The sequence below is a fragment of the Mesorhizobium sp. BHbdii genome (assembly GCF_053848045.1).
Genome location: NZ_JBSPKX010000005.1, coordinates 57,306 through 78,816, shown reverse-complemented (window position 1 = coordinate 78,816; position 21,511 = coordinate 57,306). Strand labels below are relative to the sequence as shown.

Annotated in this window: 23 protein-coding genes; 12 read left to right on the top strand and 11 right to left on the bottom strand. The window is 63.3% G+C overall.

Annotated features, from left to right (window positions below; translation table 11 throughout):
* The first annotated feature begins 119 nt into the window (after positions 1–119).
* A complete protein-coding gene (locus ACWTU8_RS23815; protein ID WP_455850095.1) occupies positions 120–1,067 on the top strand; it encodes an aldo/keto reductase in 948 nt (315 codons plus the stop codon).
* Between the two features lie 155 nt (positions 1,068–1,222).
* Positions 1,223–1,840, top strand: coding sequence for a LysE family translocator (locus ACWTU8_RS23810; RefSeq protein ID WP_036267040.1), 618 nt, complete (start codon positions 1,223–1,225; stop codon positions 1,838–1,840).
* A 26-nt stretch (positions 1,841–1,866) separates the two neighbouring features.
* On the opposite strand, the gene ACWTU8_RS23805 is transcribed toward ACWTU8_RS23810, so the two are convergent.
* Complete coding sequence (locus ACWTU8_RS23805; RefSeq protein ID WP_455850094.1) at positions 1,867–2,661, bottom strand: lysophospholipid acyltransferase family protein; 795 nt, start codon at positions 2,659–2,661, stop codon at positions 1,867–1,869.
* A gap of 101 nt (positions 2,662–2,762) precedes the next feature.
* Complete coding sequence (locus ACWTU8_RS23800; protein ID WP_455850093.1) at positions 2,763–3,674, bottom strand: LysR family transcriptional regulator; 912 nt, start codon at positions 3,672–3,674, stop codon at positions 2,763–2,765.
* A gap of 106 nt (positions 3,675–3,780) precedes the next feature.
* On the opposite strand from ACWTU8_RS23800, the gene ACWTU8_RS23795 reads away from it, so the two are divergent.
* From ACWTU8_RS23795 to ACWTU8_RS23785, 3 genes are read left to right on the top strand one after another with little or no spacing between them, the layout of a single operon-like run.
* Positions 3,781–4,332 carry a carboxymuconolactone decarboxylase family protein gene (locus ACWTU8_RS23795; protein ID WP_455850092.1) on the top strand — a complete coding sequence of 184 codons (552 nt, stop codon included), beginning with the start codon at positions 3,781–3,783 and terminating at the stop codon, positions 4,330–4,332.
* Positions 4,333–4,367: 35 nt separating this feature from the next.
* A complete protein-coding gene (locus ACWTU8_RS23790; RefSeq protein ID WP_029348609.1) occupies positions 4,368–4,838 on the top strand; it encodes a nuclear transport factor 2 family protein in 471 nt (156 codons plus the stop codon).
* 13 nt (positions 4,839–4,851) lie between these two features.
* The gene (locus ACWTU8_RS23785; RefSeq protein WP_455850091.1) at positions 4,852–5,484 is read left to right on the top strand and encodes a pyridoxamine 5'-phosphate oxidase family protein; all 633 of its coding nucleotides are present in this window, start codon (positions 4,852–4,854) and stop codon (positions 5,482–5,484) included.
* Between the two features lie 17 nt (positions 5,485–5,501).
* On the opposite strand, the gene ACWTU8_RS23780 is transcribed toward ACWTU8_RS23785, so the two are convergent.
* From ACWTU8_RS23780 to ftsE, 3 genes are all read right to left on the bottom strand, one after another.
* Complete coding sequence (locus tag ACWTU8_RS23780; protein WP_455840010.1) at positions 5,502–6,221, bottom strand: YdcF family protein; 720 nt, start codon at positions 6,219–6,221, stop codon at positions 5,502–5,504.
* 81 nt (positions 6,222–6,302) lie between these two features.
* Positions 6,303–7,292, bottom strand: coding sequence for a cell division protein FtsX (locus ACWTU8_RS23775; protein WP_455850090.1), 990 nt, complete (start codon positions 7,290–7,292; stop codon positions 6,303–6,305).
* A complete protein-coding gene (ftsE, locus tag ACWTU8_RS23770; RefSeq protein WP_010911739.1) occupies positions 7,285–7,944 on the bottom strand; it encodes a cell division ATP-binding protein FtsE in 660 nt (219 codons plus the stop codon). The genes ACWTU8_RS23775 and ftsE overlap by 8 nt, the downstream gene beginning before the upstream one ends.
* Before the next feature lie 193 nt (positions 7,945–8,137).
* Between ftsE and ACWTU8_RS23765 the strand changes: the two genes are divergently transcribed.
* The 3 genes from ACWTU8_RS23765 to ACWTU8_RS23755 all read left to right on the top strand — a co-directional run bounded on the left by ACWTU8_RS23765 (position 8,138) and on the right by ACWTU8_RS23755 (position 9,778).
* On the top strand, positions 8,138–8,773 hold the full coding sequence (locus ACWTU8_RS23765) for a hypothetical protein (protein WP_455850089.1): 636 nt from the start codon (positions 8,138–8,140) through the stop codon (positions 8,771–8,773).
* A gap of 27 nt (positions 8,774–8,800) precedes the next feature.
* Positions 8,801–9,343, top strand: a complete 543-nt coding sequence (hpt, locus tag ACWTU8_RS23760) for a hypoxanthine phosphoribosyltransferase (protein WP_029348604.1) — start codon at positions 8,801–8,803, stop codon at positions 9,341–9,343.
* A 63-nt stretch (positions 9,344–9,406) separates the two neighbouring features.
* Complete coding sequence (locus ACWTU8_RS23755; protein WP_455850088.1) at positions 9,407–9,778, top strand: response regulator; 372 nt, start codon at positions 9,407–9,409, stop codon at positions 9,776–9,778.
* Positions 9,779–9,798: 20 nt separating this feature from the next.
* On the opposite strand, the gene ACWTU8_RS23750 is transcribed toward ACWTU8_RS23755, so the two are convergent.
* The gene (locus ACWTU8_RS23750) at positions 9,799–10,749 is read right to left on the bottom strand and encodes a DMT family transporter (protein ID WP_455850087.1); all 951 of its coding nucleotides are present in this window, start codon (positions 10,747–10,749) and stop codon (positions 9,799–9,801) included.
* 225 nt (positions 10,750–10,974) lie between these two features.
* On the opposite strand from ACWTU8_RS23750, the gene ACWTU8_RS23745 reads away from it, so the two are divergent.
* A complete protein-coding gene (locus tag ACWTU8_RS23745; protein ID WP_455850086.1) occupies positions 10,975–11,832 on the top strand; it encodes a LysR family transcriptional regulator in 858 nt (285 codons plus the stop codon).
* Between the two features lie 12 nt (positions 11,833–11,844).
* Here the strand turns inward: ACWTU8_RS23745 and ACWTU8_RS23740 are convergent, their stop codons facing one another.
* Both ACWTU8_RS23740 and ACWTU8_RS23735 read right to left on the bottom strand, forming a co-directional pair.
* Positions 11,845–14,490: a TIGR02302 family protein gene (locus tag ACWTU8_RS23740; RefSeq protein ID WP_455850085.1), complete on the bottom strand. Its 2,646-nt coding sequence runs from the start codon at positions 14,488–14,490 to the stop codon at positions 11,845–11,847.
* A 172-nt stretch (positions 14,491–14,662) separates the two neighbouring features.
* Entirely contained in the window at positions 14,663–15,604 is a 942-nt protein-coding gene (locus ACWTU8_RS23735; RefSeq protein WP_455850084.1) for a threonine/serine dehydratase, read from the bottom strand.
* A gap of 50 nt (positions 15,605–15,654) precedes the next feature.
* On the opposite strand from ACWTU8_RS23735, the gene ACWTU8_RS23730 reads away from it, so the two are divergent.
* Complete coding sequence (locus tag ACWTU8_RS23730; protein ID WP_455850083.1) at positions 15,655–15,957, top strand: ArsR/SmtB family transcription factor; 303 nt, start codon at positions 15,655–15,657, stop codon at positions 15,955–15,957.
* Between the two features lie 75 nt (positions 15,958–16,032).
* On the opposite strand, the gene lysA is transcribed toward ACWTU8_RS23730, so the two are convergent.
* From lysA to argH, 3 genes are all read right to left on the bottom strand, one after another.
* Positions 16,033–17,301 carry a diaminopimelate decarboxylase gene (gene lysA, locus ACWTU8_RS23725; RefSeq protein WP_455850082.1) on the bottom strand — a complete coding sequence of 423 codons (1,269 nt, stop codon included), beginning with the start codon at positions 17,299–17,301 and terminating at the stop codon, positions 16,033–16,035.
* A gap of 51 nt (positions 17,302–17,352) precedes the next feature.
* A complete protein-coding gene (locus ACWTU8_RS23720; RefSeq protein ID WP_029348597.1) occupies positions 17,353–17,559 on the bottom strand; it encodes a hypothetical protein in 207 nt (68 codons plus the stop codon).
* 226 nt (positions 17,560–17,785) lie between these two features.
* A complete protein-coding gene (argH, locus tag ACWTU8_RS23715; RefSeq protein WP_455850081.1) occupies positions 17,786–19,186 on the bottom strand; it encodes an argininosuccinate lyase in 1,401 nt (466 codons plus the stop codon).
* 35 nt (positions 19,187–19,221) lie between these two features.
* On the opposite strand from argH, the gene tlpA reads away from it, so the two are divergent.
* Positions 19,222–19,908 carry a thiol:disulfide interchange protein TlpA gene (gene tlpA, locus ACWTU8_RS23710; protein WP_455850080.1) on the top strand — a complete coding sequence of 229 codons (687 nt, stop codon included), beginning with the start codon at positions 19,222–19,224 and terminating at the stop codon, positions 19,906–19,908.
* A 214-nt stretch (positions 19,909–20,122) separates the two neighbouring features.
* Positions 20,123–21,433 carry a sn-glycerol-3-phosphate ABC transporter substrate-binding protein UgpB gene (gene ugpB, locus ACWTU8_RS23705; RefSeq protein WP_029348594.1) on the top strand — a complete coding sequence of 437 codons (1,311 nt, stop codon included), beginning with the start codon at positions 20,123–20,125 and terminating at the stop codon, positions 21,431–21,433.
* Positions 21,434–21,511 lie beyond the last annotated feature (78 nt).

The window sequence follows — 21,511 nt, the reverse complement described above, 5'->3', positions numbered from 1 at the left end:
GCCTTTGTGAAGCGCTGGTCCATCGGAAAAGACAGCCGGGCCTTTGACCTCGGCGCGGTGAGACCTAGTTAAGCCCGGGCTTTTCGCCCGCTCCTTTCCGTTCCCCACGGAGATCAGTCTTGCAGAAACGTCGTCTCGGTCAAACCGACCTGTCCATCGCGCCGCTGGTCCTGGGCGGCAACGTCTTCGGCTGGACCGCCGACGAGAAAACCTCTTTCGACCTGCTCGACCGCTTCGTCGGCGCCGGTCTCAACGCCATCGACACGGCGGATGCCTATTCGCGCTGGGTTCCCGGCAACAAAGGCGGCGAATCCGAAACCATCATCGGAAAATGGATGAAGAGCCGCGGCAACCGCGACAAGGTCGTGGTGATCACCAAGGTCGGGTCGGATATGGGACAGGGCAGGAAAGACCTCTCCGCCGCCTATGTCGAAAAGGCCATCGATGCGTCGCTGAAGCGGCTGCAGACCGATGTCGTCGATCTCTATCTGTCGCACTGGCCGGATCCGATGACCCCCTACGAGGAAACGCTCGGCGCCTACCAAAAACTGCTCGCCAAGGGCAAGATCCGCTACGTTGGCGCCTCCAATCTCGATGCCGGCCAGGTGCGCGCCGCGCTCGACGTGGCAAGCCTGCGGGGCCTGCCGCGCTACGCGGTGCTGCAGCCGGAATACAATCTCTATGATCGCGCCTCCTTCGACGGGCCGCTCCGCGATCTGTGCATGGCCGAGGATCTCGGCGTCATCAGCTATTTCGGCCTCGCCAAGGGTTTTTTGAGCGGCAAGTACCGCAGCGAAGCTGATCTCGGCAAAAGCGCGCGTGGCGACGGCGTGAAGCGCTATCTCAACGCGCGCGGCATGCGCATCTTGGCGGCACTCGACGCTGTGTCGGCGCGTCACTCGGCCAAGCAGGCGGAAGTGGCGCTCGCCTGGGTGATCGCGCGGCCCGGCCTCACTGCGCCAATCGCCAGCGCCACGACGCTGGACCAGGTCGACAGCCTCGTCCACGCCGCATCATTGAAGCTCAGCCCAGACGATATCGCCGAGCTCGACAGCGCGAGTGCGTAGCCGCGTGTGAAGTGACTGCTTGCGTGTCCCAGGACATTCAAGCAGTGGATGCGTCAAGGACACCCGGCCGCGGACGAGTTTGCACGATCGTTCAAGACGCTCGGCGCTGCCTTGCCGTACCGTCCCTGCATCGACGCACGATGCGGGGATGACGCATGGCCGGACAAGTTCTATCCCACCCGTATCTATGGCAGCAATTGCTCGCGCTTGTGCTGGCATCGGCGGTTGTGATGGGCAGTCCGGGGCCGGCGACGATCAGCGTCACCGCCGTTGGGGCCGCCTTCGGCCTGCGCGATTCGCTCCGCTACGCCTCGGGCATCGTTCTTGGCACGGTCGCCGTGCTTTTGGTCGTGGCGACGGGCATCACGGCCATGCTTGCCTCTGTGCCGAAGCTCACATCGCTCTTGGCGCTGGCATCCGCAGCCTACATCCTCTACCTCGCCTTCAAGATAGCAACGGCTCCGCCTCTGGCTGCGCGTACCGGCGGGGCGGCACTTCCCACGTTCCTGGGTGGGTTTCTTCTGGCCGTCGCGAACCCAAAAGCCTATGTGGCGATTGCCGCTGTGTTCGCCGGCACGTCGTCCGCCGGTGAGCTTGATGCAAGCCTCAAGCTGGCGGTCCTCGCCTCGATGATCGTCGCCATCCATGCCCTTTGGCTTCTCGCCGGGGCAGCGTTTGCGCGCTTCCTGCGCAAACCGCTGGCCTCGCGGATCATCAATCTGACGTTCGCGGCGACGCTGGTTTTGACGACGGCACTGGCTGTGGTTCCCTAGGGGGATATTACCGGTCAGGCAGCAGTTCAGGCCGAGGTATCGGGGGCCAGCTCACTCAGCCGCTTCACCGCCGTCGGCGGCATAGGCGGCGGGTTGGGCGCATTGGAGGCCTCGACGAGCAGCTGGTCGCAGGCGGCTTCCGTCTCACCAATCAGCCGTTCCATGAATTCCTGCTTATCCAACCCGGGTGGGATCGGTGGCAGGAAGCGGGCCTTGATCGTGCCGGGATAACGCAGGAATTTCCGGCGCGGCCAGTAGAGGCCGGCGACATGGGCGACCGGCACCACCGGAATGCCAAGCTGCGCATAAATCTCGACGATGCCGTATTTATAGGCCGGCTCGTCGCCCGGCGCCCGGCGCGTACCCTCGGGATAGATGATCAGCTGGCGGGGATTGCGCGCCAGCTCCTGTTTGGTCGCGGCGACGACTGCCTTCAATGCTTTCGAGCGGCTGCCGCGGTCGACCGGGATCATCCGCATTTTCAAGATGTACCAGCCGAAGAACGGGATCCAGGTCAGTTCCCGCTTCAGGATGTAGATCGGATCCTGCAGGAGGGGGAAGAAGGCAATCGCATCCCAGAAGGATTGATGCTTGGGCGCCAGGATGAACGAGCCTTCGGGCAGGTTTTCCTGGCCGGTGATCTCGCTTTTGGTGCCGGCGATCTTGTCATAAAGCCACATGCTTGTGCGCGACCAGAATTTCGGCACGAACCAGGCGCGGTGGCGCGGCGACAGGAAATAGTACGGGGTCCAGAGGATCATCTGGACGATCAGATTGACATAGAAGACGAAGTTAAACGCCAGCGAGCGGATAAGGAGCATGGAGAAGTGCCCGGTGAGGAGGTGTGCGTTGGTTACACCAAGCGCGGGCAAAAAGGAAACGATGCGAAATCGATCCGACTTGATAATCCGCTATCCGTTCATCAGGCCTGCCACGTCGCTTGCGCCAGCCGCTTCTTCAGGCGAGGGGCGGCGAAATCAAGGAACGCACGCAGTTTCACTGGCAGCAGACCCTGGCCGGCATGCACGAGACTGACCGGCCATGGCTGCGGCTCGAATGCCTGCAGCACGGCGCGGAGTGTGCCCGCCCGCACCGCAGCTGTGACCTGGTAGGAAAGCACCCTCGTCATCCCGGCGCCGGCAACCGCGGCATCGACCGCCGCTTCCGCGGTGTTGACCCGAAGCCGTGAGCGGATCGGAACAGCGAGCTCGGTCTTGCCGGTGGCAAAAGTCCATGCGGCGGGAGCGGTGAGCCCCTCGAAGGTGATGCAGTTATGTGCCGCGAGGTCTCTCGGGGTCTCCGGCATACCGTGCTCGGCCAGATAGGCCGGGCTCGCGCAAACAACGCGCCGGATCGAGCCGATGCGGGTGGCCACCAGGCTCGAGTCGGGAAGCTCGCCGATGCGGACGGCGAGATCGATATGCTCCTCGCTCAACTGGGTTATCCGGTCCGCGAGCATCAGGCGGATAGCCACGTCGGGGTAGGCGGCGAGGAAGCCGGTGACTACCGGCAGCACATGCAGGCGGCCAAAGACGATCGGTGCGGTGATGATCAGTTCGCCCGTCGGGGCGATGTATTCGCCGGCGGCGGTCCGCTCGGCCTCGCCGACCTCGTCGAGAATACGACGGCAGGCCGCCAGGTAGGCGTGACCCGCGTCGGTCAGCGTCAGCTGCCGTGTCGAGCGGTTCAGGAGACGCGTCTTCAGATGCCGCTCCAGGTCGGAGACCTTGCGGCTGACCGTTGCAAGTGGGATGCCGAAACGGCGTCCGGCGGCCGAAAGGCTGCCGGCCTCCACCGCGGCGACGAAAAGCGACATGGCCTCGAGGCGATCCATGGTTCTCCCGAAAAATGGAAGGATCAATTGCGAATATGACAGCTACATCCGAAACATGGAAGGGGGCATATTTGGTGGCGAAGCTGATCGACGAGAAGGAAATGCCATGCCCCGTATCTCTACACCTGCGTCCACAGAGGCCGCGCCTGCTGCGTCGCAGCCGATGTTGCATGCCGTCGAGGAGCAACTCGGTGTCGTCCCAAATCTCTTCAGGCTCGTTTCCAATAGCCCGGCTGCGCTGGAAGGCTATCTCAGTCTGTCCGGAGCGCTTGCCAGGGGCCGCCTTCCCGCGCCGACGCGCGAGCGCATCGCTCTGGCGGTCGCCGAGATCAATGGCTGCAGCTATTGCCTTTCCGCCCACACCTATCTCGGCAAGAACCTCGCCAAGCTTGACGACGCCGAGATGGTCGCCAATCGCGGCGGCGGGTCCAACGACCCCAAGGCCGCCGCAGCGGTGCGTTTCGGCGCCAAGGTTGCGCGCGACCGTGGCCATATCGGCGACGAGGATCTCAGCGCCGTCCGGCTCGCAGGCTACGATGATGCGCAGATCATCGAGATCGTCCAGCATGTCGCTCTCAATATCTGGACCAACTATGTCAATGAGGTTGCCAGGACGGAGATCGACTTTCCGCTCGTTTCTGCCCGCAGGGCAGCCTGAATTCAGCAACCGTGAGCCCATTGCAAGGAGTTCCCATGGCCGAAAGCCGCCCGCCGCTCCCGCCATTCACCGCCGAGACCGCCGCACAGAAGGCACGCATGGCGGAGGATGCCTGGAACTCCCGTGATCCGGCACGGGTCGCGCTTGCGTACACAATCGACAGTCGCTGGCGTAACCGGGCCGAGTTCCTGCAAGGACGCGATGCCATCCAGACCTTCCTCACACGCAAATGGGGTCGCGAACGCGACTATCGGCTGATCAAGGAGGTCTGGGCCTTCCGCGACAATCGTATTGCCGTGCGTTTCGCTTATGAATGGCACGACGACAGCGACTTGTGGTTTCGCAGCTACGGCAATGAGAACTGGGAGTTCGATGAACATGGATTGATGCGCTTGCGCATCGCCAGCATCAACGACCTGCCGATCCGCGAGGCCGACCGCAAATATCATTGGCCGCTCGGCCGCCGGCCGGACGACCATCCCTCTCTGACGGACCTCGGCCTTTGAAGGAGGCTTTCCAATGAGCGTTCACGTCTTCACCAGCGATGTCGCCTTTACGCCAACCGTCAAGGCGATCCAGGCCCGCAAAGGCTCACGCGTGGCCTATGCCCGCGTCGAGGAGCGTGGCGGCTGGCAAGCTGATATCACGCCCGATCTCGCCGCCTTCATCGAGGCGCAGACCAGCGTCTTCCTGTCGACGGCCAATGGTGAGGGCCAGCCCTACATCCAGCATCGCGGCGGGCCGGCCGGCTTTCTCAAGGTGCTCGACGAGCGGACGATCGGCTTCGCCGATTTCTCCGGCAACAGGCAATTCATCACCCAAGGCAATCTGGACGACAACCCCCGCGCTTTCCTGTTCCTGATCGACTATGCGCACCGGCAGCGCATCAAGATCTGGGGCAGTGCGCGTGTCCTCGAGGACGACGCCGAACTGATGGCGAAGCTGATGCCGGAAGGGTATAAGGCGCGCCCCGAGCAAATCATCCTGTTCACGGTTTCTGCCTGGGATTCCAATTGCCCGCAGCATATTCCGCAACGGTTCGAAGCTGCCGACGTCGCGGCGGCGCTGGCCGAGCGGGACAAGCGTATCGAACGTCTCGAACAGGAGATCGCGCGCCTGCGCAGCGCCTCATGCGCCACGGTCAAGGAATGATACAGGTCCAGATCGGCTCAGTTCGGCGCAGCAGCCTCGGCCAGAGCGATGCCGGTTGGCGTTGGTTTCACCGGCACGATGCCGCGCGCCAGCGCCAGCAGATATTTGTTATATTCGGTGAACAGCACGCGCAGCGCCCTAGGCTTGGTCAGCCAGCCGCCATTGCCAAGGTTGCTGTTGACAACCGGATAGGGCTCGAGCTTGGCCTTGTGCAGCAGCCGGCCCATTTCAAGCAGGCTGCGCGGCATGTGATAGTTGTTGGTGACGAGGATCACGGTGCCATAGGCGTGGTCTTCCACCCACTTGGCACTTTCCTCGGCATTTCCGATCGTGTCGAGCGCGGCGCGGTCGATATCGACGCAGCAGGAAAACAATTTCTTGTCGCCGCGGGTCGCGACCTGAAGCTGGCGGCGGCTGGCGGAAGGATGCACGCCGCTGATCAGCAGCCGCTCGCCCTTGCCGGACGCCAGCAGACCCATGGCGGCGTCGAGACGCGAATGGCCGCCGGTCAGCACGATGATGGCATCGGCTTTTGCCGGATTGATAGGCGTCGCGAGACGGCTGACAGTGTTGGCGAACCAGCCGAAGCCGCCGGCAAACAGCGTTGCCAGCACGAGCAGAAAGAAAGCGGAGATGCGCAATGCGCCCGCCAATCGGCCGGGCGTGACGCGCTCGCTGAATGGCGCAATCACCAAGGGTAACTGTCCAGCCGTTCCGGTCGACTCGCGCGCGTCCATCGTCTCTATCGTTAACCCCGAAATGCGGCGTTTAGTAGGTGGAAAAGCACACATTACGTTACGCTAATTCTCTATTCGTGATCACCCCGCGTCCGGCTGGCGGACATCGATGTCGCTGAGATAGGTGACGACGGTGACATGGGAGGTTGCCGCCGTCAGCGCACCGATGACCAGCACCATGAGGACGACGCCGAGATAGCCCGCCGAACCGATGGCGAAATTACCGAACAAGGCGGTCGCCTGATCGGCCTCCGGCGTTGCCATGTTCCGCGACGACCACCATGAGAAGACCATGAAGACGAGCACCGCCGCCGCACCCCCGGCGGCTGCGCCCTTCATGCCGGTGACCAGGAAGTGGTGGCGGAATTCGCGCGCGATGAAGCGCGCTTCGGCGCCGACGAAATGCAGCACCTCGATGATGTGGCCGCTGCCGGCCATGGCGCCGCGCGTTGCGAACACCACGGTCAGCACCGTTGCCGACAGCATCAGCGCCAGCACGGCAATGCCGATTGTCACCGTGGTACGGGCCATGGCCACCAGCCGGTCGACCCAGGTGCGATGGTCGTCAAGTGCTGCACTGGGGAGCTTCGGCGTGATCGCAGCGCGCATTGCGGCGAAGTCGGGCGGGTTGTTCTCGTCTATGGTGACGATGATCAGACGCGGCACCGGCAGCTCGTCGATGTTGAGACCCGAACCCAGCCACGGCTCGAGTAGCCGCGCCGTGGCATCGCGGTCGACGATCCTGGCGCTCTTCACGCCAGGAAATTCACCGGCGATCTGCGAGGCCTGGGCAAGTGCTGCCTCCATGTCGAGGCCATCTACCGGCTTGATCTGGATGGTCGCCTCGCGTGATATCTGGTTCTCCCAGACCGAGGCGGTGTCACGCACCAGCGTCACCGCGCCGAAGGTCAGGCAGGAGAGGAAAGTCATGATGGCAATGACCAGGACCAGTGCCCGGCCGGCGATGTTCTGCGCCGGCACGATCGGCGCCATCTTGCGCTGAGCGCGCTGCGTCGTCGCAGCCTTACCGGCGTGCTGGTCTTCGGCATGGTGAACGGAAAGGTCAGTCATAGATATCCAGCCTTCCGCCGGCCAGGATCATGCGCCGTGCGTCGACCTGTTCCATCAGGCCGAGGTCGTGCGTTGCAATCACCACCGCAGTGCCCAGCCGGTTGAGTTCGATGAACAGGCGCAACAGGCGTCGCGCCAGCGGTGGATCGACATTGCCGGTCGGCTCGTCGGCAAGCAGGATCTCGGGCTGCTCGATCAGCGCCCTGGCAATTGCGGCGCGCTGCTTCTCGCCACCCGACAGCACCGGCGGCAGCACATGCATGCGCTCGCCAAGGCCGACCCATTTCAGTAATTCGGTCACGTCGGTGCGGTAGCTCGCCTCCTCTCGCCCGCGCACGCGCAGCGGCAAGGCCACATTCTCATAGGTCGTCATGTGGTCGAGCAGGCGAAAGTCCTGGAACACCACGCCGATGCGCCGCCGCAGATGCGGCAGCTCGGTGCGCGAGATGCGCGAGCGGTCCTTGCCGAAGATGGTGATCAGCCCGCGCGTCGGCTTGAGTGACATGAACAAAAGCCGCAGCAGCGTCGTCTTGCCGGCGCCCGAAGGGCCGCTCAGGAACTGGAAGGAGCGCTCCGGTATGTGCAAGGAAATGTCGCGGAGGATTTCCGGACCCATGCCATAGCGGAGGCCGACATTTTCGAAGCGGATCACGTTCGACGACCTGAAACTTGCGGCGGCGACGAGCCAGCCTTCTCTGAGAAGAGACACCATCGGCCGCCATGGTTAACCCGCGGTTAATTCGGAGGTTTTTTAGGCGCGTCACAAGGGTTCCGGTGGCGAAGCGTTAACCATTTCCGTTTACACAAAAGAAAGGAAGACGAACAAGTGCCGTAGTGCTGGGGCCGTGATGGCTGACGATCGAACCGCGCGCCCGGTTTCCGGCGAATTCATGACCGATGCGCCGGAACGCATCTTGCGTGATCCAGCCGCCGACGTCGTCGATGCCGACTACGAGGTGCTGCCGCGCCTCACCGCCAGCATGGACCCTTCACCGCCGCTTTCGCGGGTGATCGCCACGCCATCGCTCGAAGGCATGGACATGTTGCGCAAGCCGAAAGCCGCGATGGAACGGCTGCGGGCGTCGCGCGGCGGGCCGATCTTCTGGATCGCCGGCCTCAGCGTGGCGTTTGCAGCCTTTTGGATCTCGGGCGGGCACGCGCTGGTGCGCCAGGCGCCGCTTCTTCTCGCGGCACAGGAGACGGGCGCTGCACTCACCATTTCAGGCGTTACGTCGCGTATCGATGCGTCCGGGCCGGAACCTGTCCTGTTCGTCGGTGGCGAGGCCGCGAATGACGGTGCCAGCCCTTTGCCATTGCCGCCGCTGGAAATCCGGGTCACCGGCAATGACAGGCGCACAACCCGCTATACGCTGGAGGCATTCAACCGTTCGCTGGCGCCCGGCGAAAGATTTGGCTTTTCCAGCCGGCTCGACGTGCCTAGAAACGGGGTCAAGACCGTCTCGGTCACCTTCGCCAATTAGGGGCGATCATTTCTGGAAAGGCGGCTAATGCCAATCGTGCGTGGCAAGAATATCGAGGTCTTGTTTTCGGCGTCGGCGATTGCCCGGCGCAATCTGGAACTCGCCAAGGAGATCGCCGGGCACGATTATCAGGACCTTCTGGTGATTTCGGTGCTGAAAGGATCGTTCATCTTCGCCGCCGATCTTATCCGCGCCATGCACGATGTCGGCCTGTCGCCCGAGGTCGAGTTCATCTTCATTTCCAGCTACGGCGCCGGTACCACCAGCGGCGAGGTGAGGGTGCTGCGTGACATCGACAACGAAGTCGCCGGCCGCGACGTGCTGTTGATCGACGACATTCTCGAATCCGGCAAGACGCTGTCCTTCACCCGCGACCTGATGCTGTCGCGCGGCGCCAAAAGCTGCGCCATCGCCGTGCTGCTCGACAAGCGCATGCGCCGCCAGACTGCGCTCAACGCCAACTATGTCGGCTTCGACTGCCCCGACTATTTCGTCGTCGGCTACGGCATGGATGTCGCCCACGCGTTTCGCGAATTGCCGTTTGTCGGCGTCGTCAAGGGCGACGCATAGATTTATCTTCGATGCCGTTTGCGGTTCAGGAAAAGTCAACTTTTCCCCGCCAAACATTCCGCTATGGCAAAGCTCCTGATCGTCGAGGACGATGAGTCCGTCCGCACCCTCGCCGCCCGCGCGCTCGAACGCGCCGGGCATATGATCGACATCGCCGCCGACGGCGCGCAAGGGCTTGCCCTGATCCGCGCAGCACGTGGCGGCTATGACCTTGTCGTTTCCGATGTCCGGATGCCGGAAATGGACGGCATCCAAATGGCCAAATCGGCGGCGTCGCTTTTTCCGGCGATGAAGATCTTGCTGATGACCGGCTATGCCGACCAGCGCGAGCGCGCCGAGGAATTGAACGGTGTCATTGTGGACGTCGTGCAAAAGCCGTTCACGCTGGCCGAAATCCGCGCGCGTGTCGAACGGGCGCTCGCCTGTTTTGCCTAGCGGCCAAAGCCTGATTGCAGTCAGGCCGGATCGCAGGTTGCCGCGATTGCCGGCGCGCTGCTCCGGCGCCGATTGGCGTTTAGCGCGAACAGACCGGCGCCGATGATGAGGGCCGCGCCGACGACGGTGGTCGATCGCGGCACTTCGGCAAAGAACAGGAAGCCCCACAGCGGCGACCAGATGATGCCGGTGTACTCGAAAGTGGCGACGCTGTTGGCGGGCGCCAGCCGGTATGCCTGCGACAACAGGACCATCCCAGCCGAAGCGACGAAGCCGCAGGCCGCCATCTTCAGGAAATCGATTGGCGTCGGCCAGATCCATGGCCTGACCAGGAATTCGAGGCTCGGGTGCGTGGCGTGAGCTATTCCCGCCAGCCAGAACAGCCCGGCAACCACTGCAGCGCCCAAGAGGTAGACGCCGTTCTGATAGAACGCCATGACCGTGGCTGATTCGGTGTCGCCGATCTTGCGGGCCATCAACTGCGATAAGCCGTACAGCACCGCCGAGGCCAGCGACAGCAGCGCCGCCCAGTCGAACAGCCCGGCACCGGGTCGCAGCATCACCAGCACGCCCAGCATCCCGACCATGACGGTGACCAGCGTCTGCCACGCCACTCGTTCGCCGAGATAAGGGCCGGCAAGCGCCATGATGAACAGCGGTGCCATGAAGTAGAGCGCCACCGCGTCGGCAAGCGGCAGGGCGGCGATCGCCAGATAGTAGACCGTGTAGGAGGTGAACAGGATGAAGGCGCGCGTCGTCAGCATGCGAAATCGCTTTGAAAAAATCGCTCTGAGCCCGACATCGGCATGAACGAGCACGAGAAGAATGGGCAGGGCGACGATGGAGCGGATCGCCATCACCTCTGTCACCGGATAGGTGCCCGACACGGCCTTGATCAGCGGATCCTGGAGCGAGAACACCAGAACGCCGAGGCAAAGGCTTGCCATGCCGAGAACGATCCGGTTCTGCATGTCGTTCGACGGCTCCTTGCTGTGCGGCCCGGAACCGGGCCTGCGTTCGGGGTAAAAAGAACCCGCCACCGTTTCGGGCAGCGGGTACGAGTGAGGACTCTATATTGGTCCGCGGCCGATTTCGCAGCCGCATGTCCAATGGGTGAGGCGACTATTATCCGCCGTTTGACATGTTGCAAACGAATTGGAATGATGCCAGCAATCAGAATTTCTTATGGCGGACAAATGAAGCTCACGCTCGACAGCGATCTGCTGCGCACCTTCGTAGCGGTTGCCGATACCGGCAATTTCACCAAGGCAGCGGAGCAGGCCGGCCGTACCCAATCGGCGGTTTCGATGCAGATGAAGAAGCTCGAAGATGTGCTCGGCGACAGCCTGTTCGAGCGCGGCTCGCGCGGTGTGGCGCTGACGCGCCGCGGCAGCGAACTCATCATCAACGCCCGCCGGATCGTATCGCTGCTGGACGAGACGGCGGCATCGATGGTCGCAGCGCCGCTTGGCGGGCCGGTTCGCATCGGCATTCCGGAGGAATATGGCCACGCGATCCTGTCGCGCGCGCTCGGCGCTTTTGCCAAGCGCCATCCTCAGGTCGACATCACCGTCCGCTACGCGCATTCGGGTGCGCAGATCGCGGCGCTCGCCGCCGGCGACCTCGATCTGGCGGTGGTGTTCGAATGGCAGGACCTCTCCGGCGGAGAGGTGCTGATGCATGATCCGACCGTATGGGTAACGTCGGAGCTGCATCACATGCATAAGGAGCGACCGGTGCCGATCGCCCTCTATAATCGTGCCGGCTGGTGCAAGGATTTCGCGATCAAGTCGCTGGAACAGCGCGGTCTCGCCTACCGTGTCGCCTATACCAGCGACACCAATGGCGGCCTGCGGCTCGCCGTCACCTCCGGGCTGGCGATTGCGCCGATCTCGCGCAGCAACATCCCGGCCGGCTGCCGCGAACTTACGGCCGCCGACGGGTTCGGCGACATCGATTCGTCGAACGTAGTGCTGCGGCGCAATCCGAACGCTTCCGGCGAGGCCATCGACGGCATGGAAGAGGCGATCCGCGAGGCGTTCACCAATCGCTAGAGCAGGGCAGGTTTACTTCAGCTCCAGCAGCCGCTCCAGATAGCTGCGCTCGATGTCGGGGCTGAGCGCGTTGCCGAGCCGCTTGCGGATCGCTTCGAGAATCTCGCGGGCGCGCTGCACGTCAATCTCGTCCGGCACCTTCACCGAATCGCCGAAATCGGGACCCTCGGTGGCGCGCGGCCGGCCGAGCGGATCGCGGTCGGCGTTCTGCTGGCGGCCGCCCCGCTCGCCGTCGCCCTCGTCGCCCTGCATGGCCTGCAATTGCTTCATCATGTCCTTGGCGCCCTTGCGCAGCGCTTCCAGCGCGCGGCCCTGGTGACCGACGGCCTGATCGCCATCGCTGTCGCCAAGTGCCTGTTCGGCGTTGCCCATGGATTTGCCGGCCTCGCCAAATCCTTCATTGGGCTCGAGACCCATGCCTTCGAGGCCTTTCCTCAGCTGGTCGAGGTCGCGTTTCAGCTTGCCTTGGCCTTCCTGCAACTGCTTCAGCGCGTCGGCGAATTCCTGCGGCGTCATCGGCTTCGGCCGGCCGAGCGGATCGCGGTCTTCACCTGGGCCGGGCTGCTCGCCCTGTTCGCCCATTTGGCCCTGCTCACCGTTCTCGCCGAGCTGCTCGTCGCGATTCTGCCCGCGCTGTTGCTGGCCACGCTGCATCTGGTCCATGCGGAACGTCTCGTTCATCATCTCCTGCTGGCGCCGCATGATCTCGCCGAGTTTGTCCATCTGCTGGCGCATTTCACTGTTCTGCTGGCCCCCCTGCTGCTGACGTCCGGCCTGCAGATTGTTCATCATGTCCTGCAGTTGCGAAAGCAATTGTTGCGCGCTGTCGCGATCGCCTGATTTCGCCAGGTTTTCGATCTGGTCCATCATGCGTTCGATGTCGCTCTGGCGCAGTTCCTGGCCGTTCTGCTGCATCTGCGGCGCGTTCGGATTCTGCTGCGCACGCTGGGCGAATTCCTGCAGGAACTGGTTCATCGCCTCGCGCAGTTCCTTCATCGCCTTGTCGATTTCCTCGTCGCTGGCGCCGTTCTTGATCGCGTCCTGCAGCGCCTGCTGCGCTTGGCGCAGCCGCCGCTCGGCCTCAGAAAGATTGCCTTCCTCGATGCCGAGCGCGATCTCCCACAGATAGGCGACCTCGTCGCGCAGCTTGTCGTCGCTGTCAGCCATCTTCAACCGGGTGCGGGCGCTCATGATGGCGAGGTAGTGCGCCATGTTGTCGAACGTATCTTCGGGCCTGAGCGTGATCGCGTCCATCAGGTCGAGCACGCGGCTCTTGAAGTTGGCGTCGAGCGCCAGCGCGCGGCGCTGCTCGATCACGGCCCTCGCCAGCGGGTTGGAGAAAGGCCGCTCCGGCATCACCAGCGTCTTAGTCTCGCTGGTTGCCGTATGTCCGGCGTCGTCGATGGCGACAAGCGTGAGCTTGATGTTGCCGCCGGCCCAGACATGCTCGGTCAGGTCCTTCGTGGTCTTGGCGGCGTTCCCCTTGGCGCCGCGGCGCGGCAGCGTCAGCGGCATTTCGGGCGGGCCATAGAGCGGATGCGCATTCGGCGCCGGTGGATCGGCCAATGCGAAATCCGCCTTGGCGGAGGCCGCACCATAGTCGTCGTCGATCTGGTAGTTGAGTTCGAAGGAGCCGTTGACGGCGCGTTTCGGCTCGCCGACGAAGCGGATCTGTGGCGGCTTGTCCGGGATCACCGCGAAGGCCCAGTTGCCGAGTTCGTCATTGCCCGATTGCAGCGTCAGCGTGCCGTTGGTCGTCAGCTTTCCTGTGAACTGGCGCACCGTGGAGGGCGTTGCCGTCGAGGGCGTTGCCGCCGCCGGTTTGGCGTCGGCCTTCTGCCCGGTCGGTTCGATGGTGCGGGCGTTGCCGTCGGCGTCGGCGTAGCTCAGCGTTTCCTCGCCCGAACCGCCGGTGACGCGCAGGGACACATCGCTGCCTTCCGGAACGGTGAAGGTGGACGCAGCCTGCTTGCCATTGTCGGCGAGGGCTGGGTTGGCGAGGGCGGGGGAAGTGAGGAAGACCGGCGGCCTGCCGGTGTAGGCCGGCGGCGTCACCCAGGCGTCGATGCGCGGCGGCACCGCGTCGCGCGCCGCGTGGGCACTGAACCCGTCTGCGATGCGGCCGCCCGACGGTCCGAAGGAGAAGGCAAAGGCAGTGACCAACAAAAGCGCCGCCACGGCGCGCAGCCCCCACGGGTCGCGCTCCGGCACCCGGGTGCGGGGCAGGTCGCCGCCGAGGCTGCCGAGTTTTTCGGCCATGCGTTTCTGGTGCTCACGCCACAGCGCTTGCGAAAAAATACTCTCCCTGCCGCTCGGCCGATCGGTCTGCACCAGCACCGGGCTGTGCAGCAATTGGTTGGCAGCCTCGATGCGCCGGTCGATCTCGGCGCTGGTCGGCACCCGGAAGAAACGCAGGGGATAGAGCGCGGCAAGGGCTGCGATGCCGAACACTGCCATGAGGCTCATGCGCGCGGTGTCGGGCAGCAGAAGGAAGAGGCCGAGCCACGAGACGCTGAGGAACAGGCTGGCGACGATGACCAGCGGAAGAAGCAACGGCCAGCCACGCTCGACCGTCATCGAGACCCGTGTCGCCAGCCGGCTCAGAGCAAGGCGCCCGGCCAGGCTGCGATCACTGGTGAAGGTGGGTCGTTGCGTCATCGGCCCTTCCTATTCGGGAGGATAACCCGAACCTCACAAATCTATCGCACCGGCCCGAGAATCGGATGCGAAGGACTTAAATCCTTAGATGCATGTCGCTCCAAACATACCAAGAAACACGGCGAAGGCGAGGCAGTTCCCTAAAACGTGAACAGGACTGCCCCCGTTATCGTCAGAATTTAGCCGGATTGGCGTTTGCACCGCAGACCAGTACCGCGACACGCTCGCCCGCAGCCGGCGCGTACCGGCCGGACAGGATCGCCGCGAAGGCAGCAGCGCCGCCCGGCTCGGCGATGATTCGCACTCGGTCCCAAAGCGCCGCCTGCGCGGCGATAATCTCGTCGTCGCTGACCAATATGGAACGCTCGACGAAAGCCTCGGCGATTGGAAACATCATTTCGCCGACGCGCTTCGGCGCCAGCGAATCGGCGGCGATGCCCTCGGCTGGCGCATCGACGGGTTGGCCGACCTCGAAGGCGCGATAAAGCGTCGGCGCTCCTTCGGGCTCGACGGCGACGATCCTGATTCGGCCGGCAAACCAGGCGGCGATGCCGCCGATCAGGCCGCCGCCACCGACGGCGACCAGCAGTGTGTCGAGCTCAGGCAGGTCGGCCTCGATCTCGAGGCCAAGCGTGCCTTGCCCGACAAGCGTTTCCTCCTGGTTGAAGGCGTGGATCTGCAGTGCACCGGACCTTTCGGCAAAGTCTTCGCTGGCGACCAGCGCCTCGGCATAGCGCGCGCCACCGACGACCAGCTCGGCGCCGTAGCCGCGGATGCGTTCCAGCTTGGCCGGCGGGCTCACTTCGGGAACGAAGATGGTCGCCTTGTGACCGAGCCGCATGGCGGCATAGGCGACCGCAGCGCCATGATTGCCGCCCGATGCCGCGACGACGCCAGCCTTGGGAACCGGCCGCTCGAGAAGATTGGTGAAGGCGCCGCGTGCCTTGAACGAGCCGGAATGCTGCAGGCATTCCAGCTTCAGGTCGACGGCAAGAGGCGGACGGCCGAAATCGGCCATGTCGACGCGCAGGACCGGCGTGTGGCGCACGAATGGCCGGATGCGGGGTTCCATTGCTGCGATGCGTTCGCGTGTAATGCTATTGCTGTTCAGCATGGCCTGCTCCCAAGGGTTGACATCACTTAGTAACTTAGCAAAATGGCTAAATGCAAGAGGTTGATGTCTTCAAGGCGATCGCCAACGTGCGCAGGCTGCAAATCCTCGACTGGCTGAAGGATCCGCGCGCGCATTTTCCACGCCAAGCGGATGGCGATCTTGTCGAGGACGGCGTCTGCGCGCTGCTGATTGCGGAAAAGCTTGGCATTACCCAGGCGACGCTCAGCGAGCATATGCGGGTGCTCACCCGGGCCGGCCTTCTCAGCAGTAAGCGTATCAAACAGTGGACGTTCTATCGCCGCGACGAGGACAGGATCGCCGAGACGAGGGCGCTCATTCAGCACCGGTTGTAGCGCTGCAGGCGATCTATTCTTGTTTGACCATGATCTTTTCCGAAAACCGGTTCCCACTTTTTCGGGATCATGGGTCTATTCCAGCCAGTCGGGCAGCGAATCCAGTCCGATCAGCGCGTCATAGGTCTGGCGCGGGCGCACGACGTGGAAACGATCGCCGTCGACCAGCACTTCGGGCACCAACAGGCGGGTGTTGTAGGTGCCGGCCTGCACCGCGCCGTAGGCGCCGGCAGTGGCGACGGCGATCAGGTCGCCGGCCTTCAGCCGGGGCAGGTCGCGGTCGAGGCCGAGATAATCGCCGGTCTCGCAGACCGGGCCGACCACGTCGACCGTCATGCGCGGCGCCGCAGCCGGCTGCTGCACCACCGGCTTGATGTCATGGAAGGCGTCGTAGAGCGTCGGCCGGATCAGATCGTTCATCGCGGCATCGACGACCAGGAAGTTCTTGGCGTCGCCCTCCTTCGCGAAGATCACTTGCGAGACAAGAATGCCGGCATTGCCGACGATCAGCCGCCCCGGCTCGAACATCACCTTCAATCCCAGCTTGGTGACGTGCTTTCTGACGATCTGGGCATAAGCGTCCGGCAAGGGGGGTGGGCTGTTGTCGACGCGGTAGGGAATGCCGAGGCCACCGCCGAGATCGATGTGCTCGATGGCGTGCCCGTCGGCACGCAGCACGCCGACCAGCTCCACCAGCAGCGCGAAGGCGTCGTCGAAGGGCTGCAATTCGGTGATCTGGCTGCCGATATGGGTGTCGATGCCGGTGACCTTTATGCCAGGCAGTTCAGCTGCGCGGGCATAGACCTGGCGTGCCTTCTGCCAGGGAATGCCGAACTTGTTCTCGGCCTTGCCGGTGGAGATCTTCTTGTGGGTCTTGGCGTCGACATCGGGATTGATGCGCAGCGAGATCGCAGCCACCTTTCCCAGTGCCGTGGTGCGGGCCGACAGCAATTCAAGTTCCGGTTCGGATTCGACGTTGAAGCACAGAATGCCGGCCGAGAGCGCAACATCCATTTCGCGCGCGGTCTTGCCGACGCCCGAAAACAGGATCTTGTTGGCCGGAATGCCAGCGGCCAGGGCGCGGCGCAATTCGCCTTCCGAGACCACGTCGGCGCCGGCGCCGAGCTTGGCCAGGATCTTTAGCACCGCCTGGTTGGAATTCGCCTTCATGGCGTAGCAGACCAGCGCGTCGAGCCCGGCAAAGGCCTGCGCAAACACGCGGAAATGCCTGGTCAGCGTCGCCGTCGAATAGCAATAGAACGGCGTGCCGACGCTTGCGGCGATATCTGATATCGCCACGTCCTCGGCATGCAGCACGCCGTCGCGGTAGTCGAAATGGTTCACAACAGTGGTTCCGGATGTTGAAGCCGATAAGATCGGCCGATCTCATCGGCTCTAGATCAGCGGGTCGAGAATGAACTTCTTGTCCTTGACCGGTTTTTCCGGCTCCGGCGGCACGGGCTGCTCGGCCTTTTGTGCGTCCTTGCGCGCCTGCACGGCCGCCTCATAGGGCGTGTCGAGGCCGGCTTTCCTGCCGCAGGCCGTTACGGTTGCCAGCGCCACCAGCAGCGTCAGCGTCACCAAAATCCTGCTTGCGGTCATCGATCCATCCGTCTGAAACTTTCGCCCGCCGCTTTTAGCCGAGTTTTGCTGGCATTGCACCTAGTGTGGTGGATTAGAAGTTCCTGTCATTGATGGCATTCGCGTCAAGGAAGTTCAAATCCAAAACCACACTAGAATTCATCAATACTCGTGCGGCTTTTGAATCCGAAATTCGCTCGCCGCGCTACTCCAACGTGATGCGAATTTCGAATTCGCCGCACGAGCATCACGCCTTGGCGATGTGCTTTTTCCAGTACCGGATCTGCTTCCTCACCTCCGACGGCGCGGTGCCGCCGAAGCTCGTGCGGCTCTTCACCGAATCCTGTACGGCAAGCACCGAAAACACGTCCGCCGTGATGCCGGGGTGAATGGACTGCAAGTTTTCCAGCGGCAGCCTGTCGAGCCCGATTTTCTTCTCCTCGGCCAGCGCCACCGCGCGGCCGGTGACGTGGTGCGCCTCGCGGAACGGCAGGCCGAGCGTGCGCACCAGCCAGTCGGCAAGGTCGGTCGCGGTCGAATAACCTGACCCGGCGGCCTTCTTCATGGCGGCCGCGTTCACCGTCATGTCGCGCACCATGCCGGTCATCGCCGCCAGCATCAGATCGAGCGTCTCGGCGGCGTCGAACACGGATTCCTTGTCCTCCTGCATGTCCTTGCCGTAGGTCAGCGGCATGCCCTTCATCACCGTCAGCAGGCCGACCAGATGGCCGGTGACGCGGCCGGTCTTGCCGCGCACCAGCTCGGCGGCGTCGGGGTTCTTCTTCTGCGGCATGATCGAGGAGCCGGTGGAGAATGAGTCCGACAGCCTGACGAAGCCGAATTGCGGCGTCGACCAGATGATGATCTCTTCGGCCAGCCGCGACAGATGCGTCGCGCAGATCGCCGCTAGCCCCAAGAATTCCAGTGCGAAATCGCGGTCCGAAACGCTGTCCAGCGAGTTGCGCATCGGTTCGCGGAAGCCGAGCGCCTTGGCCGTCTGGTGCCGGTCGATCGGAAAGCTTGTGCCGGCAAGGGCGGCCGCACCGAGCGGGCTTTCGTCCATCCGTTCGATGGCGTCGCGGACACGCGACAGGTCGCGCGAAAACATCTCGACATAGGCCATGCAGTGGTGGCCGAAGGTCACCGGCTGCGCCGCCTGCATGTGGGTGAAGCCCGGCATCACCGTCGCCGCATGCTCCTCGGCCCGTTCCAGGAACGCCGTGATCAGGCCCTTCAGCGCCTCGGCGACGCGAAAGCATTCGTCTTTGACCCACAGCCTGAGATCGACCGCTACCTGGTCGTTGCGGGAGCGGGCGGTATGCAGGCGGCCGGCGGCCGGGCCGATCAGCTCGGCAAGGCGGGCCTCGACATTCATGTGGATGTCTTCCAGCCTGGTCGAGAACTCGAACGTGCCAGCTTCGATCTCTGCCAGGATCGTGTTCAGCCCGTGAGCGATTTTTTCTTGATCGGCCGTCGAAATAATGCCCGTTTGCGCCAGCATCTCGCTATGGGCGATCGAGCCTCTGATATCCTGCGCATAGAGTTTGCGGTCGAACGAGATCGACGCGTTGATCGCTTCCATGATCGCGGCCGGACCCGAGGCAAAACGTCCGCCCCACATCTGGTTGCTGGCCTTCTTGTCGCTCATCGCTATAACCCGTGCTCCGGAGCAGTTTTTAGAAAATGGCAGACGGCAATCGATTTTTCCCGGCCCCGCGCCTCATCCTCGCCGCTTTGGTGGCGGGCGTGCTTGCGGGCGCGGTCGCGGTATATGTCAGCGAGAGCGGTTCTGGCAACAACGCGCCCGTGCCAGTCGCCATTGGCGACAGCAAGGACGATGTCGCCTGCGCCGCCAAGGCCGACCGCGCCAAGACGGTCGCGGCGGCTGCCACCGGCCAGGTGGCAGCACTTTTGCCGGCTGATCCGCCGCAATCGCTGAAGGGCCTTGCCTTCAACGACCCTGGCGGCAAGCCGATGACGCTCGCCGACCATGCCGGCAAGACGTTGCTGCTCAATCTGTGGGCGACATGGTGCGCACCCTGCCGCGCCGAAATGCCGGCGCTCGACGCGCTGCAAAAAGAAATGGGCAGCGATGCCTTCGAGGTCGTCGCGGTCAACGTCGATGTCGGCGACGACGCCAAGCCGAAGAAGTTCCTCGAGGAAACCGGCGTCAAGGCGCTCGGCTACTACCGCGATTCGACGATGGCGCTGTTCAACAATCTCAAGACGCGCGGCCTGGCGCTCGGCCTGCCGGTCACCATGCTGATCGACGGCGAAGGCTGCCTGATCGCTCACATGAACGGCCCGGCCGAATGGTCGGGACCGGACGCCAAGCGGCTGCTCGTGACAGCGCTCGGAAAGTCGGACTAGGCGTCAGCGATTGTTGCCGATCTTCGTCGCCTTGTTCGAGCCGTAAGCCGGCTTGGCAATCCCTTTCCATCAGCTCTCATTCGCAAGCGTGCACCACTTTACGTGGAGATCGAGTTCATCGATCCGCAACAAAACCGTTGTCCAATTGTCACGAGCGGCACATATTGCCTTTGCGAGAGTGCCCTTTCGCCAATGACAAAACGGGAGATGAAACATGAAGTTCTTCGGCTTCGCGGCCGGTGTCGCCGCCACCTTGACCCTGCTTTCCACCACTTCCGCTTTCGCCGTCACGCAGATCAGCTGGTGGCACGCCATGACCGGCGCCAACGCCGAAGTCGTCGACAAGATCTCTAAGGATTTCAACGCCAGCCAGAGCGACTATGAGCTGGTTCCGGTGTTCAAGGGCACCTATCCCGAGACGCTGAATGCCGGCATCGCTGCCTTCCGCGCCGGACAGGCGCCCGATATTCTCCAGGTGTTCGATGTCGGCACCGGCGTGATGATGGCGGCCGAGGGTGCGATCAAGCCGGTGGCCGAGGTGATGACCGGTGCCGGGATGACCTTCGACAAGAGCCAGTATCTGCCCGGCATCGTCGGCTATTATTCGAAGCCTGACGGCACCATGCTGTCCTTCCCCTACAACTCCTCCTCGCCGATCCTCTATTACAACAAGGACATCTTCCAGAAGGCGGGTCTCGATGTGAACAACCCGCCCAAGACCTGGAATGAGGTGTGGGAAGCTGCCAAGAAGATCAAGGCGAGCGGCGCCGCCTCATGCGGCTACACCTCGACCTGGCTGACCTGGATCCATCTCGAGAACTTTGCGGCGTGGAATGACGTGCCCTGGGCCACCCAGCAAAACGGCCTGGCCGGCGGTGATGTCGAGCTCAAGATCAATGCGCCGATTTTCGTCAACCACTTCCAGGCGCTCACAGACCTCGCCAAGGACGGCACCTTCAAATATGGCGGGCGCACCTCCGAAGCCAAGCAGATCTTCCTGGCCGGCGAATGCGGCATCTTCACCGAATCGTCGGGCGGCCTCGGCGACATCGTCAAGTCCGGCATGAACTATGGCATCGGCCAGCTTCCCTACGACACCGACGCCAAGGGCGCACCGCAGAACACCACGCCGGGCGGCGCCAGCCTGTGGGTCTTCGGCAACAAGTCGGACGAGCAATACAAGGGCGTCGCGACCTTCTTCGCCTATCTGTCCAAGACCGATGTGCAGGAATATCTGCACCAGAAGTCGGGATACCTGCCGGTGACGCTCGCCGCCTACGAGGCGACCAAGAAATCAGGCTTCTATGACAAAAACCCCGGCCGCGAGACACCCATCCTGCAGATGACGGGCAAGGCGCCGACCGATAACTCGAAGGGCGTGCGCCTGCCGAATCTGCCGCAGGTGCGCGATATCCAGAACGAGGAGTTCGAGAAGATGCTGGCCGGCCAGCAAACCGCTCAGCAGGCGCTCGACAATGCGGTCACGCGCGGCAACGCCGCGATCGAGGAAGCGCTCGAGAACTGACGAGATTATCTCGGTCAATCGATTGGAATATCGCCCACGCGAGCTCGCGTGGGCGATTCCTGGATAGCGAGGGAAATC

What these genes read in the sequence shown, in the direction of transcription:
- ACWTU8_RS23810 (WP_036267040.1), top strand. Translation starts at nt 1,223, where the DNA reads ATGGCCGGACAAGTTCTATCCCACCCGTATCTATGGCAGCAATTGCTC.
- ACWTU8_RS23805 (WP_455850094.1), bottom strand. Translation starts at nt 2,661, where the DNA reads ATGCTCCTTATCCGCTCGCTGGCGTTTAACTTCGTCTTCTATGTCAAT.
- ACWTU8_RS23800 (WP_455850093.1), bottom strand. Translation starts at nt 3,674, where the DNA reads ATGGATCGCCTCGAGGCCATGTCGCTTTTCGTCGCCGCGGTGGAGGCC.
- ACWTU8_RS23795 (WP_455850092.1), top strand. Translation starts at nt 3,781, where the DNA reads ATGCCCCGTATCTCTACACCTGCGTCCACAGAGGCCGCGCCTGCTGCG.
- ACWTU8_RS23790 (WP_029348609.1), top strand. Translation starts at nt 4,368, where the DNA reads ATGGCCGAAAGCCGCCCGCCGCTCCCGCCATTCACCGCCGAGACCGCC.
- ACWTU8_RS23785 (WP_455850091.1), top strand. Translation starts at nt 4,852, where the DNA reads ATGAGCGTTCACGTCTTCACCAGCGATGTCGCCTTTACGCCAACCGTC.
- ACWTU8_RS23780 (WP_455840010.1), bottom strand. Translation starts at nt 6,221, where the DNA reads ATGGACGCGCGCGAGTCGACCGGAACGGCTGGACAGTTACCCTTGGTG.
- ACWTU8_RS23775 (WP_455850090.1), bottom strand. Translation starts at nt 7,292, where the DNA reads ATGACTGACCTTTCCGTTCACCATGCCGAAGACCAGCACGCCGGTAAG.
- hpt (WP_029348604.1), top strand. Translation starts at nt 8,801, where the DNA reads ATGCCAATCGTGCGTGGCAAGAATATCGAGGTCTTGTTTTCGGCGTCG.
- ACWTU8_RS23755 (WP_455850088.1), top strand. Translation starts at nt 9,407, where the DNA reads ATGGCAAAGCTCCTGATCGTCGAGGACGATGAGTCCGTCCGCACCCTC.
- ACWTU8_RS23750 (WP_455850087.1), bottom strand. Translation starts at nt 10,749, where the DNA reads ATGCAGAACCGGATCGTTCTCGGCATGGCAAGCCTTTGCCTCGGCGTT.
- ACWTU8_RS23745 (WP_455850086.1), top strand. Translation starts at nt 10,975, where the DNA reads ATGAAGCTCACGCTCGACAGCGATCTGCTGCGCACCTTCGTAGCGGTT.
- ACWTU8_RS23740 (WP_455850085.1), bottom strand. Translation starts at nt 14,490, where the DNA reads ATGACGCAACGACCCACCTTCACCAGTGATCGCAGCCTGGCCGGGCGC.
- ACWTU8_RS23735 (WP_455850084.1), bottom strand. Translation starts at nt 15,604, where the DNA reads ATGCTGAACAGCAATAGCATTACACGCGAACGCATCGCAGCAATGGAA.
- ACWTU8_RS23730 (WP_455850083.1), top strand. Translation starts at nt 15,655, where the DNA reads ATGCAAGAGGTTGATGTCTTCAAGGCGATCGCCAACGTGCGCAGGCTG.
- ACWTU8_RS23720 (WP_029348597.1), bottom strand. Translation starts at nt 17,559, where the DNA reads ATGACCGCAAGCAGGATTTTGGTGACGCTGACGCTGCTGGTGGCGCTG.
- argH (WP_455850081.1), bottom strand. Translation starts at nt 19,186, where the DNA reads ATGAGCGACAAGAAGGCCAGCAACCAGATGTGGGGCGGACGTTTTGCC.
- tlpA (WP_455850080.1), top strand. Translation starts at nt 19,222, where the DNA reads ATGGCAGACGGCAATCGATTTTTCCCGGCCCCGCGCCTCATCCTCGCC.
- ugpB (WP_029348594.1), top strand. Translation starts at nt 20,123, where the DNA reads ATGAAGTTCTTCGGCTTCGCGGCCGGTGTCGCCGCCACCTTGACCCTG.